Annotated in this window: 13 protein-coding genes and 3 pseudogenes; 2 read left to right on the forward strand and 14 right to left on the reverse strand. The window is 65.3% G+C overall.

From position 1 onward, the window contains the following. Positions 1 to 2: 2 nt before the first annotated feature. The 13 genes and pseudogenes from trbJ to H9K75_RS05975 all read right to left on the reverse strand — a co-directional run bounded on the left by trbJ (position 3) and on the right by H9K75_RS05975 (position 13072). Positions 3 to 731, reverse strand: coding sequence for a P-type conjugative transfer protein TrbJ (trbJ, locus tag H9K75_RS05915; RefSeq protein ID WP_016452512.1), 729 nt, complete (start codon positions 729 to 731; stop codon positions 3 to 5). Then, positions 728 to 3165, reverse strand: a pseudogene (gene trbE, locus H9K75_RS05920) (conjugal transfer protein TrbE). Before trbE ends, trbJ begins: the two are co-directional and overlap by 4 nt. A gap of 10 nt (positions 3166 to 3175) precedes the next feature. After that, positions 3176 to 3460, reverse strand: coding sequence for a VirB3 family type IV secretion system protein (locus tag H9K75_RS05925; RefSeq protein WP_016452514.1), 285 nt, complete (start codon positions 3458 to 3460; stop codon positions 3176 to 3178). Further along, positions 3457 to 3849: a TrbC/VirB2 family protein gene (locus H9K75_RS05930; RefSeq protein ID WP_016452515.1), complete on the reverse strand. Its 393-nt coding sequence runs from the start codon at positions 3847 to 3849 to the stop codon at positions 3457 to 3459. The genes H9K75_RS05925 and H9K75_RS05930 overlap by 4 nt, the downstream gene beginning before the upstream one ends. Then, a pseudogene (trbB, locus tag H9K75_RS05935) lies at positions 3846 to 4882 on the reverse strand (P-type conjugative transfer ATPase TrbB). Before trbB ends, H9K75_RS05930 begins: the two are co-directional and overlap by 4 nt. Next, positions 4879 to 5343 carry a hypothetical protein gene (locus tag H9K75_RS05940; protein ID WP_016452517.1) on the reverse strand — a complete coding sequence of 155 codons (465 nt, stop codon included), beginning with the start codon at positions 5341 to 5343 and terminating at the stop codon, positions 4879 to 4881. Before H9K75_RS05940 ends, trbB begins: the two are co-directional and overlap by 4 nt. Next, positions 5340 to 7340 carry a conjugal transfer protein TraG gene (locus H9K75_RS05945; RefSeq protein WP_016452518.1) on the reverse strand — a complete coding sequence of 667 codons (2001 nt, stop codon included), beginning with the start codon at positions 7338 to 7340 and terminating at the stop codon, positions 5340 to 5342. The genes H9K75_RS05940 and H9K75_RS05945 overlap by 4 nt, the downstream gene beginning before the upstream one ends. Positions 7341 to 7557: 217 nt before the next feature. Beyond that, a complete protein-coding gene (locus tag H9K75_RS05950) occupies positions 7558 to 7785 on the reverse strand; it encodes an EexN family lipoprotein (protein ID WP_016452519.1) in 228 nt (75 codons plus the stop codon). Between the two features lie 25 nt (positions 7786 to 7810). Then, the gene (locus H9K75_RS05955) at positions 7811 to 8725 is read right to left on the reverse strand and encodes a LysR family transcriptional regulator (RefSeq protein WP_016452520.1); all 915 of its coding nucleotides are present in this window, start codon (positions 8723 to 8725) and stop codon (positions 7811 to 7813) included. A gap of 17 nt (positions 8726 to 8742) precedes the next feature. After that, on the reverse strand, positions 8743 to 9687 hold the full coding sequence (locus H9K75_RS05960; protein WP_026382503.1) for an electron transfer flavoprotein subunit alpha/FixB family protein: 945 nt from the start codon (positions 9685 to 9687) through the stop codon (positions 8743 to 8745). A 1-nt stretch (position 9688) separates the two neighbouring features. Beyond that, on the reverse strand, positions 9689 to 10438 hold the full coding sequence (locus H9K75_RS05965; RefSeq protein ID WP_026382504.1) for an electron transfer flavoprotein subunit beta/FixA family protein: 750 nt from the start codon (positions 10436 to 10438) through the stop codon (positions 9689 to 9691). A 24-nt stretch (positions 10439 to 10462) separates the two neighbouring features. Next, positions 10463 to 12243, reverse strand: a pseudogene (locus tag H9K75_RS05970) (acyl-CoA dehydrogenase). Between the two features lie 157 nt (positions 12244 to 12400). Beyond that, a complete protein-coding gene (locus H9K75_RS05975; RefSeq protein WP_017405981.1) occupies positions 12401 to 13072 on the reverse strand; it encodes a nitroreductase in 672 nt (223 codons plus the stop codon). Between the two features lie 360 nt (positions 13073 to 13432). On the opposite strand from H9K75_RS05975, the gene H9K75_RS05980 reads away from it, so the two are divergent. Further along, positions 13433 to 14425, forward strand: a complete 993-nt coding sequence (locus H9K75_RS05980; RefSeq protein ID WP_445677827.1) for an AraC family transcriptional regulator — start codon at positions 13433 to 13435, stop codon at positions 14423 to 14425. Positions 14426 to 14447: 22 nt separating this feature from the next. On the opposite strand, the gene H9K75_RS05985 is transcribed toward H9K75_RS05980, so the two are convergent. Then, on the reverse strand, positions 14448 to 15218 hold the full coding sequence (locus tag H9K75_RS05985; RefSeq protein WP_016452526.1) for an SDR family NAD(P)-dependent oxidoreductase: 771 nt from the start codon (positions 15216 to 15218) through the stop codon (positions 14448 to 14450). Between the two features lie 285 nt (positions 15219 to 15503). Here H9K75_RS05985 and H9K75_RS05990 point away from each other — a divergent pair, with 285 nt between their 5' ends. Beyond that, positions 15504 to 16535 (forward strand): helix-turn-helix domain-containing protein, encoded by a 1032-nt coding sequence (locus tag H9K75_RS05990; RefSeq protein ID WP_017405984.1) that lies wholly within the window; start codon positions 15504 to 15506, stop codon positions 16533 to 16535. The last annotated feature ends 132 nt before the right edge of the window (positions 16536 to 16667 follow it).

Here is a 16667-nt window from a genome sequence, read left to right on the forward strand (position 1 = left end):
CGTCAACGACTGTAGAAATCGACGGACCGCGGCGTGTACGGCGTGCCCTCACCCAGGAAGCGCCGGTTCACCTCGCGGCCCCGCTCCACGGCGGCGGCCTGCCGCGCCAGTTCCAGCGAGCCCGCGCGATCCTGCGTGATCTGCAGCCGCTGCGTTTGGATCGACTGCTTGGCCTGCAGGGCCAGCAACTGGTTCGTGGCCTGCATCGCCTGCAAAGCGCCCACCGCCGATTGGCTCTTGCCCACGAGGTCGGCCAGCACGCCTTCGTCGTCGCTCAGGTTCTGCGATGCCTGAGCCTGCATCTGCATGGTGGTCTGCAGGCCATCGAGCGTGTTCTTCCAGCGTTCCTGCGCGTCGCGGTACATCTGGTTGCCGCTCACGGTGGCGGCGTATTGCTCGGGGTACAGGCGCTGGAATTCCCGATCCAGATTCGTCACGTCATAGGCCAAGCCCTTGGCCTGCGCGATCAGCCGCTGGGTGGTCGCCAGATTGGCGCGCAGCTGGCCGACCACGCTGGATGGCAGACTGGCCAGGTTGCGCGCCTGGTTGATGAGCATCTGCGCTTCGTTCTGGAGCTGCTTGATCTGGTTGTTGATCTGCTCCAGCGTGCGGATCGCGGTCAGCGTGTTCTGCACGAGGTTCGTGGGGTCGATCACGACCCATTGCGCCTGCACGGCGGTAGCGGTGCAAAGCATGGCCGCGACGGCGGCGGCGAGAAGACGCTTTTTCATGATGGGTTCTCCTGGAGATGGGTGGACGGGAACGAGGACAGCAGGTCGGCGGCCCAATTCAGGCCGCGATGGCGCAGCCACGCGGCTACGAACGGGGTGGAAGCGGATGAAGCGGCAGCGAGCACCGCGTCGATGTCGCGCTGGTCTTGCGGCGTGGACGTGCCCGCAAAGGCCAGCGTCGCGGCGCCCAGGTCGAGGTCGAACAGGCGGTTGCCGAGTCGGGATTGGTAGTAGTAGTCGCGCTTGGGCTGCGCGGTCGCCACGATCTCGATCTGGCGCGAGTTCAGCCCGAAGCCTTCGTAGATAACCCTGATCTGCGGCTCGGTCGCCTGTGGGTTGGGCAGGAAGATGCGGCTCGCGCAGCTCTCGATGATTGCGGGCGCGATGCTCGAATCCTTGATGTCCGCCAGGCTCTGCGTGGCGAAGATGACGCTCACGTTCTTCTTGCGCAGCGTCTTGAGCCATTGGCGGATGCGCGCCGCAAACACCGGGTCATCGAGGAACAGCCACGCTTCATCGAGGATCAGCAGCGTGGGCGCACCGTCGAAGCGTTCATCGAAGCGCGCAAAGAGGTAATGCAGCACGGCCATGACGGCGGCCTTGCTGTGCATCAGTTCCTCCATCTCGAAGCACTGCACGGAGCCGGCGCCCAGGCGATCCGAATCCGCATCCAGCAGCTTGCCGTGGGCGCCGCCCAGCACGTACGGCGCGAGCGCCTGGCGCAGCGCATTCGATTGCAGCAGCACCGACAGGCCGGTCATCGTGCGCTGCTCCACCGGCGCACCGGCGAGACTGCCGAGCGCCGACCAGATGGCGGCCTTCTCTTCGGGGCCGACGGCTACACCCTCATGCCGCAAGCGCCCTTCGATCCATTCGGCGGCCCAGGTGCGGTAGCCCTCGCGGTCGATGCGGGCGAGAGGCTGAAACGCGATCTCGCCATCCATCCCGAGGTCGTAGTGCTCGCCACCCAGCCCGAGGATGGTGGCGCGCATCGAGCGTCCCATGTCGAAGGCAAAGATGCGCGAGCCGCGATAGCGCCGAAACTGCATCGCCAATGTGGCGAGCAGCACCGACTTGCCCATGCCCGTAGGACCAGCCACCAGCGTGTGGCCCACGTCGCCGATGTGCGTCACCAGCCGGAACGGCGTCGCGCCCTCAGTGCGCGTGACGATCAGCGGCGGGCCGTCGAGGTGCGCGTTCTTCTCCGGCCCGGCCCATACCGCCGACACCGGCATCAGGTGCGCCAGGTTCAACGTGGAGACAATGGGCTGGCGCACGTTCGCGTAGGCATGACCCGGAATGGACGACAGCCACGCATCCACGGCGTTGAGCGTTTCGGGGATGGTGACGAAGCCACGCCCCTGGATGACGCGCTCCACCCTGCGCAGCTTCTCGTCGGCCACGGCGGCATCCGCGTCCATGACGGTGACGGTCGCTGTCACGTAGCCGAAGGCCACTTGATCGCTGCCCAGCTCCTGCAAGGCGGCATCGGCATCGGTGGCCTTGTTGCTGGCGTCGGTATCGACCAGCGGGCTTTCTTGCTGGAAGATCGTCTCGCGCAGCAGCGCGATGACGTTCTTGCGCTTGGCGAACCACTGGCGGCGCAAGCGCCCCAACTCCCGTTCCGCCTCGGATTTGTCGAGGCACAGAAAGCGCGTGCTCCAGCGATACCCAAATCCCAGGCGGTTGAGGTCGTCCAGAATCCCCGGCCAGGTCGAGGTCGGGAAACCGCGCACCGTCGCCACGCGCAGATGCTGGTCGCCCAGCATCGGTGCCAGGCCGCCGATCAGCGGCGCGTCGGCTAGCAGAGCGTCGAGGTGGAATGGCACCTCGGGCACGCCCACGCGGTAACGCCGCGTTGAAACGGTGGCATGCAGGTAGGTCAGCGTCTGGCTGTCATCGAGCCAGACGATCTCCGGCATCACGCCATCGAGCAGGTCAAAGATGCGATCCGTCTCCGCGACGAAGGCAGTTAGGCGCTCGCGCCAATCCACGCCTTCGGTGGGTCGGTTCTCATAGAGCAGCCCTGCTGCGCGGGCGCGCGACTCCTCGGCCGGCAGGTACACCAGCGTGAGGTGGTAGCCACTCTCGAAATGGTTGCCCGAGTCCTCGAAGGCGGCGCGGCGCTCCTCGTCCACCAGCCAGGACAGCGGCTCAGGAAACTCCGAGTGCGGGTAGCTGGCCGCGGGCCGGCGCTCGGCTTCGATGAACAGCGCCCAGCCCGAGCTCAGGCGGCGCAGCGCGTTGTTCAGCCGCGCCGACGTGGAGATCAACTCGCCCTGCGTCGCGCTGTCGAGGTCAGGCCCCGAAAGCGCGCCGTGCGCTGGAAGGCGCCATCCTTGTTCAGCACGACGCCCGGCGCGATCAGCCCGGCCCAAGGCAGCCAGTCGGCCAGCAGCGCCGGCCGCTGGCGGTATTCGGCAAGGTTCAGCATGGCATTCCCCTCACACGTCCAGCAGCGGCCGGTGCTTGATGTGGCGCGCGAAGACCTGCATGAACTGCGGATCGACACGCGCACCCCAGACCGCCAGCGCATGGCCGGCGATCCAGAGCACCACGCCCGGAATCCACAGTTGCAGGCCCAAGCCCACGGCGGCGGCCAAGGTGCCATTGGCAATCGCCACTGTGCGCGGCGCGCCGCCCAGCAGGATCGGCTCGGTCAGCGAGCGATGCAGGGGCACCTCGAAACCTGGAGCGAACCCCTGCACGCCATCGTGGGCCGCGTTCATACGACGGCCCCGCCCGAGAAGCTGAAGAACGACAGGAAGAACGAGGACGCGGCAAACGCGATCGACAGACCGAAGACGATCTGGATCAGCTTGCGGAACCCGCCCGAGGTATCGCCGAAGGCCAGCGCCAGGCCCGTGGCGATGATGATGATGACCGCGATGATCCGGGCCACCGGACCCTGGATCGACTCCAGGATGGATTGCAGCGGCCCCTCCCAGGGCATCGAGGAACCTGCGGCCTGCGCGGTGCCTGCGAGCAGCAGCATCAGCGCCGCGAGCATCAGACCCTGCAGGGCCGGGCGCGCCAAGCCATCCAGCCGCGCGGGGTGGCAGCGCAGGGCAAGCGGGTTTACAGAAATACGGAAAGCAGGAACGATCATCTGCGTCATGGCAGTTCTCCAGGTTGATCAGGGGACACGGAAGAAAGGTCGGACTGCGGCAGCAGCTCCGGGAATGGAGCCTCCAGCGCATCCGCCAGTTGGTAGCCCGAGCCGTCGAAGCCGACGACCCGAGCGATGCTCTCGATGCGGCGCTTGCGTCCGCGCCCGGCAATGTGGATGACCACGTTGACCGCTTCCGCGATCAGCGCACGGGGCGGGTTCACCGCCACTTCGAGAATCAGTTGCTCCAGGCGCAGCAGCGCGCCCAGCGCGGAGCCGGCGTGGATCGTGGCGATGCCGCCGGGGTGGCCGGTGCCCAGACCTTGATGAGATCCAGTGCCTCGGCGCCGCGCACCTCGCCGACGACCACACGATCCGGGCGCAGGCGCATGGACGAACGCACCAGCTCGGTCATGGACACGACGCCCTGGCGCGTGCGCAGCGGTACGTGATCGCGCGCCGCGCATTGCAGCTCCACCGTGTCTTCGAGCACCAGCACGCGGTCGCCCGTGGCGGCGATTTCGGCCAGCAGCGCATTCGCCAAGGTGGTCTTGCCGGTGCTGGTGCCGCCCGCGATCAGGATGTTCTGGCGCTCGCGCACGGCGCGCACCAGCAAACCAGCCTGTGCGGCGGTCATCATCCCGTCCTCGATGTAGCGCGACAGCGGGATCACACCAAAGGCACGCTTGCGCAAGGCGAAGGCTGGCCCCGGTGCAGCGGGCGGCAGGATGCCCTCGAAGCGTTCGCCGGTCTCGGGCAGCTCTGCCGTCAAAAGCGGCTGGCCGCGATGCACCTCGGCGCCGACGTGGGCGGCCACGAGACGGATGATGCGTTCGCCATCAGCCTCGGACAGCTCCTCGCCCATCGGGGCGCGGCCCGTGGACAGACGATCCACCCAGAGCGTGCGGTCGGGGTTGAGCATGATTTCCACCACGTCCGGGTCTTCGAGCGCGGCGGCGATCAGCGGCCCCATGGCCGTGCGTAGCATCTGAATGCGGCGATCCAGCGAGGTGGCCGTGAAGGAGGAAAGAACGGCGCTCATAAGGCACGCTCCTGGGCATCTGCAGCGGCCGCCGCGCCCTCCGATCGCGTCGGATCGGGGTGCAGTTCCTCCACCACATCCCGCACCAGGCTGCGCCCGCGCAGCAAATGCCGTCCGAGCTGTTCGACGAACTGCTCGAAGCGGGCCTTGCCCTGGGCGCGAGCGGCGTCCTGATGGGCCTCGGGCACGGGCGTGCTCACAGTGAGGAAATAGCGGATGAACAGCGCCAATGTTTCGATGGCAATGTTCTGGTCGCGCTCCAGACGCTCGGCGTGGCGCGACAGGCGATCCAGTCGCTTGGCAATCGCCGCCTCGCGCTGGTCGGCCGCATCGGGCGACAGCCAGGAGGCCAGGGCCGCCGCGACGATGCTGGACTTGGACACGCCCTTCTTGGCGGCCAGTTCATCGAGCCGCTTGCTGTGCTCCGGCTGGATGAACACATTGAGGCGGTGTTGGGTCATAGGTCGATTCCGTCGTCAGGGTCAAGGGAAGCCAGCCGGGCCGTGCGCTGCAGGGCCGGGTCGAGCTGGCGAGGAAGGGGAAGCTGCATGTCATCGTCATCGAGCAGCCCGAGGTCGGCTGCAGGCGCAGCCAGGTCGGGGTCGTAGGCGGCGGCTTCGGAGAGTTCGGGTTGGCGACGCGGGCCGCCGTCGTCAGCGGCAGAGGGGAAGCCTTCAACGGCTTCGGTTGCAGGCGCCACCGGAACGGGAGGAACCGTCAGCCCGCTCCAGTCGTCGGGCCGTAAGGGAGGCACGTCGGCGTAGCGCCCCGCAACGAGTACAGGAGGCGGCAGCACGCGCCGCTGGAAGTTCGCGTCAGAGTAGTAGCGCAGCTTCTTGGCCTTGATCGGCGCGACGCTGGAAACCATCACCACCGCCTCATCGGGCGGCAGCTGCATCACCTCGCCCGGCGTGAGCAGCGGGCGGGCGGTTTCTTGTCTCGACACCATTAGGTGCCCCAGCCACGGTGCGAGTCGATGTCCCGCGTAGTTGCGCTGCGCGCGCAGCTCGGTAGCGGTGCCAAGGGTTTCGGAAATCCGCTTGGCCGTGCGCTCGTCGTTGGTGGCGAACGTCACGCGCACATGGCAGTTGTCGAGGATGGAATGGTTCTGGCCGTAGGCTTTGTCGATCTGATTGAGCGACTGCGCGATCAGGAAGCTGCGGATGCCGTAGCCCGCCATGAAGGCCAGCGCCGTCTCGAAGAAGTCCAGGCGCCCAAGCGCCGGGAATTCATCGAGCATCAGCAACAGCTTGTGACGGCGCTGGATGCCATCGCTGCCATCGAGTGATTCCGTCAGCCGCCGCCCGATTTGGTTGAGGATCAGGCGGATCAGCGGTTTGGTGCGGCTGATGTCCGAAGGCGGCACCACGAGATACAGCGACACGGGATGCTCGGCCGCGATCAGGTCGGCAATGCGCCAGTCGCAGCGCGAGGTGACTTCGGCCACCGTGGGGTCTCGGTACAGGCCGAGGAATGACATGGCGGTGCTCAACACGCCGGAACGCTCGTTGTCCGATTTGTTCAGGACTTCACGCGCTGCCGATGCCACCACCAGATGCGGTCCATCGCCGATGTGCGGCGTGGTCATCATCCGATGCAGGGTAAGCTCGAAGGGACAGGCCGGGTCGCTGAGGAAGTTGGCGACACCGCGCAGCGTCTTGTCTTCGCCTGCGTAGAGCACATGCAGGATGGCCCCAACCAGCAGCGCATGCGAGGTCTTCTCCCAATGGTTGCGCCGCTCCAGTGCTCCTTCGGGATCGACCAGAATGTCTGCGATGTTCTGCACGTCGCGCACTTCGTGCGCGCCGCGCCTCACCTCCAGCAGCGGGTTGTAGGCCGCCGACTTCGCATCGGTCGGGTTGAACAGCAGGCAGTGCGAGAAGCGCGAGCGCCAGCCAGCGGTGATGCTCCAGTTCTCGCCCTTGATGTCGTGAATGACGGCCGATGCGGGCCAGCTCAACAAGGTGGGCACCACTAGGCCCACGCCCTTGCCCGAGCGGGTAGGCGCGAAGGTCAGAACATGCTCCGGGCCTTCGTGCCGCAGGTACTGCTGGCGATGCAGGCCAAGGAATACGCCCGCAGACCGGTCAAGACTCGCCTTGTGGATGTCCTCCGCATTGGCCCAGCGCGCCGTGCCGTAGGTCGTGACCAGCTTGGACTGGCGCGAGCGCCAGATCGACATGCCGACGGCAACCACCACCGCGATCAGGCCGCTGCCTGCGGCAATGGCACCGCCCACGTCGAATACATGCGGCGCGTAGGCGTCGAAGAAGAACCACCACTCGAACAGGCGCCAGGGGTGATAGACCGGCGTGCCGAGGAAATCGAACCAGGGCGAACCCAGGCGTAGCTGGTAGCCCAGCGCCGCTGCTGTCCATTGCGTGGCGCTCCATACGCCAGCGATCACGATGCCGAAGACAACGGCAATCTGACCGAACAGCACGTTCGTTCCTTGCATTGGCCAACCTCCCGCTACGGCACAGGGACATGCCGTAGTGCCGAGGATCAAGGCGAGCGTGCAGGTCGGTCAAAGACCGTTATAGCGGGGATTCAGGCCAAAATGGCCAGACTTCTTGCTGTGGCGAAGGCAATAAAAATGCCGCATGCGCGAGCGCGCTGCGGCGTGATGAGGTAACAGCAAGAACTCTGTCGCGGCCAGGCGACGGCGCGGGGCGCTATTTGGATTGCTGTTCCGGCCGATCGCCGAAGAAACGCCGGTTGGCGGCTTCGGCCGCACGGCGGCAGAGTTCTTCTCCTGCCTTCGCGCGGTCTTCCTTGCACAGGCGCTGGACTTCTTTGAGGCGCTCGGGATGGGCAACGAGGAAGTCCACGGTTTCCGTCGGTTGGGATGGTCCACAGCCCGTCAGTGCGGCAACCATCAGCAGCGGCAGGAATCGGGTCATGGCTTGGGTCCTTTCAGCAGGTGGATCAGGAGTCCTCGGCGGCGCTGGAGCCATCCGCCGAATCAATGGAGGCCACTCGTTCGATGAACCGGGCCAGCATTTCGGAGGGCTCCACGTCACGGTGCAGCAGATACGTGGCCAGCATCTGCGGCTTGCCCGCCAAGCGCCGGGCCACAACACCTGGCCCACGGCCGGATGCAATGTGCGCGGCGCCCGCCAAACCGAGCGCCAATCCGGCTGAGACCAAGGTCATCATCACCTCATAGGACGCCACGCGCTGGGCGATCAGTGGCTGTTGCTCGTAGCGCTGCAAAACGCGATCAACTTGGCGTGCATGGCCTTCGCATATCGCCGGATCGCATAGCGCCAGCGGATAGCGCAACACTTCTTCCAACGGCACGTGCTTGTGGGCCAGAACAGGATGGCGAGCTGGGACCGCCACCATCAGTTCGTCTTCCCATGCAGGCCTGACCACAATGCCGTCGCCCACCTCTTCGGCCATCGAAAAGCCGACGTCATACAGGTCATCGTGCAGACCCTTGATCTGTTGATCCAACGGCACCTCAAATAGCCGAACATCAATCTCTGGATCTTCCGCTCGGCACTGTGCCAGCAGCGTCGGCATTCGCGAGGGCGTGATGCCATCGGACAAAGCGATGCGCAACTGTCGCTGAAACCCACTGGCGGCGGACTTGACGCCGTCACACGCCTGTTTCAGAGCTTCGAAGATTCGCGGCACCCGCTCCAGGAATGCCATTCCGGCAAAGGTCAGGCGGGTGCTTCGCGTGGTTCGCGTGAACAGTTGCGCCCCGAGCTCTTCCTCTATCTCCTTGATGGTGCGCGACAAAGGGGACTGATCGATGTGCAGCTTTTCCGCTGCGCGGCCGAAGTGAAGTTCTTCGGCCACCGCTATAAAGCAACGTAAATGCCGAAGCTCCATGGTGTATCTCATCCAATTTAAAAGGCCTTGACGAATTCCGGCACAACTGCGAAAAGGTCCGCCTCCAGCCCGTAGTCGGCCACGCTGAAGATCGGGGCCTCGGGGTCCTTGTTGATCGCCACGATCACCTTGGAGTCCTTCATGCCGGCCAGGTGCTGGATGGCGCCCGAGATGCCGGCGGCAATGTACAACTGCGGCGCGACGATCTTGCCCGTCTGGCCCACTTGCAGGTCGTTGGGGGCGTAGCCCGCATCCACGGCAGCACGGCTGGCGCCGATGGCAGCGCCCAGCTTGTCGGCCAGGGGGGTGATGACTTCGTCGAACTTTTCCTTGCTGCCCAGCGCACGGCCACCAGACACGATGATCTTGGCGGCGGTGAGTTCGGGGCGGTCGCTCTTGGCGATCTCGCTGCCCACGTAGCTGCTCTTGCCAGCGTCGGCGGCCGCAGCAGCGGTTTCGACAGCGGCGCTGCCACCCGTGGCGGCGGCGGCGTCAAAGCCGGTGGTGCGCACGGTGATGACCTTCACGGCATCAGCAGACTGCACGGTGGCGATGGCGTTGCCGGCGTAGATGGGGCGCTCGAAGGTATCGGCGGAGATGACCTTGGTGATGTCGCTGATCTGGGCGACGTCGAGCTTGGCAGCCACGCGCGGGGCCACGTTCTTGCCGCTGGCGGTGGCGGGGAACAGGATGTGGCTGTAGTTGCCGGCACCACTGCCATGGAGTGCCAGCACCTGGGCGGCCACGTTCTCGGCGAGGCCGTGGGCCAGGCTGGCGCCGTCGGCGTGGATGACCTTGGCAACGCCGGCGATCTGGCTGGCTTGCTGTGCGGCAGCGCCGGCGTTGTGGCCGGCCACCAGCACGTGCACGTCGCCGCCGCAGGCTGCGGCGGCCGTCACGGTGTTGAGCGTCGCGCCCTTGATGGTCGCGTTGTCGTGTTCAGCGATTACGAGTACGGTCATGTCAGATCACCTTCGCTTCGTTCTTGAGTTTCTCGACCAGGGCGGCCACGTCGGCCACCTTCACGCCGGCGCCGCGCTTGGCGGGTTCGCTGACCTTCAAGTTCTTCAGGCGCGGGGCCACGTCCACGCCGAGGTCTTCGGGCTTGACGGTGTCCAGCGGCTTTTTCTTGGCCTTCATGATGTTGGGCAGCGTGACGTAGCGCGGCTCGTTCAGGCGCAGGTCGGCGGTGATGACGGCGGGCAGCGTAAGGCTGAGGGTTTCCAGGCCGCCGTCCACTTCGCGGGTCACGGCTGCCTTGTCGCCGGCGATCTCGACCTTGGAGGCGAAGGTGGCTTGCGGCAGGTCGGCCAGCGCCGCCAGCATCTGGCCGGTCTGGTTGCAGTCGTCGTCGATGGCCTGCTTGCCCAGGATCACGAGGCCGGGCTGTTCATTGTCGATCAGGGCCTTGAGCAGCTTAGCCACGGCCAGCGGCTGCAGTTCTTCATTGGTCTCGACCAGGATGCCGCGGTCGGCACCGATGGCCATGGCGGTGCGCAGCGTCTCCTGGCATTGGGACACGCCGCACGAGACGGCGACGATCTCCGTTGCCGCGCCTTTCTCCTTGAGCCGCACAGCCTCTTCGACGGCAATCTCGTCGAAGGGGTTCATGCTCATTTTGACATTGGCGATGTCCACGCCGCTGCCATCGCTCTGGACGCGGACCTTGACGTTGTAGTCAACCACCCGCTTGACGGGAACCAGGATTTTCATGGGAGGGTTTCCTTTCAGGATCATTCAGAGTTGATCATCCGCCAGGGCCAGCGTGCTGGCGGCGCCGCCCGTGACGATGTCGCGCAACATCGGCGCCTGCACTAGGACATGCGCTGCGTAGTGGCTGGCCGTGGCACGCTTGGCGCCGAGAAAGCCCGCATCGCCAGATCTCGCCGCGAGTTGCGCAGTGGCGGCTTCGGCCATGCGCGCCGACAGCCAGCCGCCGATCACCGTGCCCGCCAGCCGCAAGAAGGGCACGGCGCCCGCCGCGCACTGCGCGGGTTGGTCGTCGTGGGCCAGCAGCCAGTCGGCCGCGTCCCCCAGCGCACGCGCCGAAGCCGCTAACACGCCGCCGATCTGCGCCAGCGCGGCATCGGGCATCTCGGCCAACCGGCGCGCATCGCCGTCGATGCGGCCCAGCAGTGCCTTCAGCGTGCGCCCGCCCTCGCGCGCCAGCTTGCGGCCAATCAGGTCGTTGGCCTGGATGCCCGTCGTGCCTTCGTAGATGGTCGTGATGCGCGCGTCGCGCAAGTGCTGTGAGGCGCCGGTTTCCTCGACGTAACCCATGCCGCCATGCACCTGCACACCATCGGACGTGATGCCCTGTGCGCTGTCGGTGCACCAGCCCTTGACCACCGGGATCAGCAGGCCGACCAGGGCCAGCGCCTGCTCGCGCTCTTGCGCGTCGGCGTGGCCTGCGGCGCGGTCCATCTGGCCGGCGCAGAAATAGGCCAATGCGCGCATGGCCTCGGTGCGGGCCTTCATGTCCATCAGCATGCGCCGCACGTCCGGGTGGCCGGCGATGGTGGTGCTGCCGCTGAGCAGTGGCTTGCCCTGCACCCGCTCCAGCGCGTAGGCGCGTGCGCGCTGGTAGGCGCGCTCGGCGATGCCCACGCCTTCAAGGCCGACGTTCAGCCGCGCATGGTTCATCATCGTGAACATGCAGGCCAGCCCCTGGTTCGGCTCGCCGACCAGGTAGCCGATCGCGCCCCGCAGTCGCCAAAGCTCATCGACGCCGTGGGGCTGCCGTGGATGCCCATCTTGTGCTCGATGGAGGTGCAGGCCAGGTCGTTGCGTTCGCCCAGGGAGCCGTCGTCGTTGACCAGGTACTTCGGGCACAGGAACAGCGAGATGCCTTTCACGCCGGGCGGTGCATCGGGCAGGCGCGCCAGCACGAGGTGGACGATGTTCTCGGCCATGTCGTGCTCGCCCCAGGTGATGAAGATCTTGTTTCCGCTGACGCGGTAATGGTCGCCTTCGGGCACGGCGCGACTGCGCAGCGCGGCCAAGTCGGAGCCTGCTTGGGGCTCGGTGAGGTTCATGGTGCCGGTCCAGCGGCCCGCGACCATGGGCTCCAGGAAGCGGCGCTTGAGTGCGTCGCTGCCATGGTGCGCAATGGCTTCCACCGCGCCCAGCGTGAGCATCTGGCACAGGCTGAACGCGAGGTTGGACGACTTCCACATCTCCAGCACGGCTGTGGACACCAGCGTGGGCAGGCCCTGGCCGCCCCATTCGGTGGCAGCGGGCATGCCGTTCCAGCCGTTCTCGCAGAAGCTGGCCCAGGCTTCGCGAAAGCCATCGGCTGGCGTGACCTGGCCGTCGTGCCAGCGCGCGCCCTGCACGTCGCCGGTGCGGTTCAGCGGATCAAGCACGCCGGTGGCGTAGTGGGCAGCCTCCTGCAGGATGGCCTCGACCAGGTCGGGCGTGGTTTCTTCATGGCCCGGCTGGGCACAGATCGCATCCAGGCCTCCGACTTCCTTCATCGTGAACAGCATGTCGCGCAAGGGCGCGGCGTAGGTAGACATTGCTTACTCCTCTTTGTGGGTTCAACCCGTCTGCCCCATAGGGCATACATCCATGCATGACCCTACCCACCAGGACAAGGCCCGGTCGATCAACCGCTTCAGGGCGGCTGAATTTCTCAGGCGGCTTACGACGCGATTAGTTGGTATGACAAGATTTCTAGAAGCCGCTGAAGCGTGTGAAGTTCTCGACCGGCTCACGCTCGGTGCGCACGCGGTTCACCACGGCCGCCGGGTCGGCATAGCCCAGTGCCATGCCGCACAGGACCATCTGCCCGTCCGGGATTTGCAGGGCTTCAGCCAGAAGGCGCGGGTAAAGGGTCCACGCCATCTGCGAACAGGTATCCAGGCCTCGTGCGCGGGCCGCCAGCATGATGTTCTGTAAGAACATCCCGTAGTCCACCCAACTGCTCTGCACCATGCGCCGGTCCAAGGTGAAGATCAAACCGACCGGCGCATCGAAGAAGGCAAAGTTGCGTGCATGTTGAGCGCGCATGGCATCCGTATCTCCCTTGGAGATTCCGACTGCGGCATAAAGAGCGAAACCGCACCGACGCCGCCTGGTCAGGTAGGGCTCGAAGAACTCGGCCGGGTAGATGTCGTATTCGGACTGGTGCTCTCCCTCTTCATGGTGAAAGGCGTGCAATACACGGTCGCATAGGCGCTTCCTCGCCTCGCCCGCCACGGCAATGACATGCCACGGCTGGGTGTTGGTGCCACTGGGCGCGCTGGCTGCCACCGACAGAATCTGGGCCACCGCTTCTTGCGACACCGGGGTCGGCAGAAAGGCGCGCACGGAACGACGTTCGCGCATCACCGCATCAATCAGCATGTTGCGCAAAGGCACGGCGCAGACAGACATTCACTCTCTCCTGGTTGCTGGGCTATTCGGGTGAGCACACCGACATGCCGTTGCCGAAGAAGCATTCATGCGAATGCATCGATGCCGAACGTCCACGGGTCGTCCCTGGGTGTGCTACCAAGCGGTATTCTGGGCACTCGGCACATACGCGTCTTGCCCGCCAGTGCATGGCGAGTTGACTTTGTATGCACAAGGCAAAATCCGGTTGACCGCAGCCGGACGCTACATCGTTAGCGGGCCGTTTTCTTGGTGTAATTTCGGATTCAGCGCCAGCTATCGTTGCTCCCTTTGACCATGTTGAAACCCGTCGTCACTGTTCCTGTTTTTGCCGTGCATGGCCTGCTCGACGGCGCGCGCAGCAAAGGACTGGCCACCGAGTCCTGGCTGGATGGCGTTCTGGCGCAGGCCCGCATCGCCGAGTCGCTGCTGCATCTGGAGCAGTCGCGTGTGACCATAGAGCAATACATCGCACTCTTCAGTGCCGTGAAGAACAGCTTGGACGACGAATGCCTAGGCCATCTACACGGTCGGCCGTTGCGCTGCGGCAGCTTTGCGCTGATGGCTCGCTCTACGCTCGGGGCCAAGACGCTGGCAGCCGCCTTGCAGCGCGTGAGTGCATCCTTCGCCCTGCTGCAGGACGACGTGGCGCTTGTGCCCGTCTCTGATGGCTTGCTCAAGGGTGCTGCTCTGGACGTGCGCCACGCCCTGGGCAAACATTCAGACTTCCTGCACGGGCTGCTGTTGCGCGTTTTCTGGCGTCTGCTGGTATGGCTGCACGGCGGCCGACTGGTGCCCAGAGGGCTCGATTTTGCCTTCGAGCCACCGCCGCGTGCCGCAGACTATGCCCAAATCTTCTCGGGCACGTTGCGGTTCGGGCAGGCGCGGTCGGCGGTCTGGTTCGAGGCATCCGCATTCACGCAGCCGATGCGCCGTGACACCGCCGCGCTCCAGACCTTTTTGCGTGCCACACCGGGCAACCTGATCGGCCCGCGTCTAATCGAGCGGACAGCCAGCGCGCGGGTGCGCGCGCTATTGCAGCAAGCGTGCCCGGAGTGGCCCGATCTGACTGTCGCCGCGCAGCGCTTGCACATGTCGGTCAGCGCACTGCAGCGGCATCTGGCCGTGGAGGGCAAGTCCTTTCAGGTGCTGAAGGACGAGTTACGGCGCGACATGGCGATCGTTCGGTTGACCAGCACCGATGCCGCGCTGAGCGCCATCGCCGCCGAGTTGGGGTTCGCCGACGGCACCGCCTTCCAGCGGGCCTTCAAGTCATGGACCGGCAGCACGCCAGGCGTCTATCGTTCGCGCACCCAAAAAACGTAGCGCTGCTTCGACGCGGTCGCACTCAAAGCGACGAGCACAGATGCCCGCCATCCACTGGCACGCAGGCGCCGGTCATCCACGACCCGGCCTCGGTCGCGAACAGCAGGAACAGACCGTTGAGCTCCTCCGGCTTACCCAGGCGGCGCATCGGGATGCGCTTGATAAGCGCCTTGCCATGGTCGGTATCCCACATGGCATCGGTCATCTCGGTGTCGATGTAGCCCGGCTCGATGGCATTGACGCGAATGCCGTGGCGCGCCCATTCGAGCGCCAGGCTCTTGGTCATGTGCACGACTGCAGCCTTGGACGTGGCATACAGCATGGCGCCCGGCATCACGCGTTCGCCCAGGATCGATGCGATGTTGATGACTGAGCCTCCCCGCCCCGCATCCACCCAGCGCTGCGCGGCACGCGCGGCCACCAGCCACACGCCGCGCACGTTGGTCTCCATCAGCGAGTCGAAGTCGGACACAGGCAGCGTGAGCGACAAGGCGTCGTTGGAAGCCCCGGCGTTGTTAACCACCACGTCGAGGATGGTGCCCGAGGCGTCTATCTCGGCGAAGGCGTCGTCGATGGACTGCTCGGAAGCCACATCCATTTCCAGCACCGTGACCTGAGGCGAACCGAGCTTTTCGAGTTCCTGGGCGAGTTTGTCGAGCCGCGCCTTGCGCCGCGCCCCAATCACTACCTTGGCCTTGCAACCAGCAGCCAGCCGAGCGAAGTTCTCGCCCAGGCCCGACGAGGCCCCCGTGACCAGCACCCGCTTGCCTGCCAGCATTGCACCCAGATCCATCATCGTCTCCTTGCATCTTCAGTTCGCCGTCGATGCCGGGAGGTTAGCGCAGGGCCGCTCGGCTGCGGGGTTGCCTCGCTCCCCATCCGTCGAAAGAGGTGCCTTGTCAGTTGATCGAGACCATCCGTCATTGCCGCGCCAAGCACCGCTGCCTACGATTGCCTGTATGCCTTGGGTACCCTGAGCGCCGCACGAAAGCACGCCACGGTGTCGACGCTCCGGTCCCGATGGGCTGCGGCGTCTGGGGGCAGATTCAGGAGACGACAAGTGCTGCAACAGTCACCCATGGAATGGTCCATCGACCATGCGCCCATCGAGGGCAGGATAGATGCGACGGAAGCGATCCTCAAGGACTCCTTCCAGCGCTGGAGTCTTTCCTCCCCGGCGAAGCCTGCTGCATTCCAGGCGAAGTTGCGGCGACACGAACTCGCCGGAGCCTCCTTGGTATGCACCGTGACCGGTGCTTGCGTCGAGCAGTCTCCTCCTGGACATTCGTCATTCGACGATGAGTTCTGCCTGGGGCTGCAGCTGAACCTGAGCGGCCGAGTACAGTTGCAGCAGTGGGACACGCCAATCTGCGAGGGCGACATGTTCCTCTGGCGTACCGATCAGCGGCAAGACTATGAGGTGCTGGAACGAACCCACAGCGTGTCGTTGATGATTCCCTGGCAGCTCATGCGCGAGCATCTACCGGGCCGCAAGCAGCCGCCCGCAGCCTGCCGCATTGACAGTCACACAGGCGTGGGCTCACTGCTCAGCCAACACCTGATGGGGTTGGCAAAGGAGATCGGCGCCGTGCCGCCCTCCGCCCACGTCGCCCTTTGCCGCACGGTGATCGGGCTTCTGGACATTGCGCTGCCAGAGCCGGAGAGCGCCACTCGATTCACGGCCATGGCCGCGTTGCGCGAACGAGTACTTGCCTACATCGCCCAGCATTTTCAAGAGGATGACCTGAGTCCGGCACGCATCGCCGCGGCGCACGGTATTTCACTGCGTTACCTTCATGCGCTGTTTGCGCAGGGCGATACCACGGTGGTCGGCCACATCCTGGAAAGCCGATTGCAAGCGTGCTGGCGGACACTCGTTGACCCGGTCTGCCGGCATCTGCAGGTCTCGGCGATCGCCTTTCACTGGGGCTTCAACTCCACCAGCCATTTCTGCCGCGCATTCAAACAACGCTTTGGAGTGTCGCCCAGCGATGCACGCGGCATGACTGCTCACGGCTCCGCCATCGGCCCGGTCGAGTCAGCCGGGCTTTCCCTTGCACACGCAAAGTCAACTTGCCATGCACTGGCGGGCAAGACGCGCACGGGCTGAATGCCGACCATATGCCCTGGACAGACTGAGAACGCAGAGATTCGACGCTTCGCCCGCCCCGTTGTGGGTATGCGGGCATGACCCGGGGCCGCATCGCTGGCCAAGTTTTCAAACCTTCATCGTACAAACCTT

It is taken from the genome of Diaphorobacter aerolatus, from assembly GCF_014489535.1.
In the GTDB taxonomy this organism is placed as follows: domain Bacteria; phylum Pseudomonadota; class Gammaproteobacteria; order Burkholderiales; family Burkholderiaceae_C; genus Diaphorobacter_A; species Diaphorobacter_A aerolatus.

Excerpts from the sequence above, each read along its gene's own strand:
- trbJ (WP_016452512.1), bottom strand. The coding sequence starts at position 731 with ATGAAAAAGCGTCTTCTCGCCGCCGCCGTCGCGGCCATGCTTTGCACC.
- H9K75_RS05990 (WP_017405984.1), top strand. The coding sequence starts at position 15,504 with ATGGAATGGTCCATCGACCATGCGCCCATCGAGGGCAGGATAGATGCG.
- H9K75_RS05940 (WP_016452517.1), bottom strand. The coding sequence starts at position 5,343 with ATGACCCAACACCGCCTCAATGTGTTCATCCAGCCGGAGCACAGCAAG.
- H9K75_RS05950 (WP_016452519.1), bottom strand. The coding sequence starts at position 7,785 with ATGACCCGATTCCTGCCGCTGCTGATGGTTGCCGCACTGACGGGCTGT.
- H9K75_RS05985 (WP_016452526.1), bottom strand. The coding sequence starts at position 15,218 with ATGGATCTGGGTGCAATGCTGGCAGGCAAGCGGGTGCTGGTCACGGGG.
- H9K75_RS05965 (WP_026382504.1), bottom strand. The coding sequence starts at position 10,438 with ATGAAAATCCTGGTTCCCGTCAAGCGGGTGGTTGACTACAACGTCAAG.
- H9K75_RS05975 (WP_017405981.1), bottom strand. The coding sequence starts at position 13,072 with ATGCTGATTGATGCGGTGATGCGCGAACGTCGTTCCGTGCGCGCCTTT.
- H9K75_RS05925 (WP_016452514.1), bottom strand. The coding sequence starts at position 3,460 with ATGAACGCGGCCCACGATGGCGTGCAGGGGTTCGCTCCAGGTTTCGAG.
- H9K75_RS05955 (WP_016452520.1), bottom strand. The coding sequence starts at position 8,725 with ATGGAGCTTCGGCATTTACGTTGCTTTATAGCGGTGGCCGAAGAACTT.
- H9K75_RS05930 (WP_016452515.1), bottom strand. The coding sequence starts at position 3,849 with ATGACGCAGATGATCGTTCCTGCTTTCCGTATTTCTGTAAACCCGCTT.
- H9K75_RS05945 (WP_016452518.1), bottom strand. The coding sequence starts at position 7,340 with ATGCAAGGAACGAACGTGCTGTTCGGTCAGATTGCCGTTGTCTTCGGC.
- H9K75_RS05960 (WP_026382503.1), bottom strand. The coding sequence starts at position 9,687 with ATGACCGTACTCGTAATCGCTGAACACGACAACGCGACCATCAAGGGC.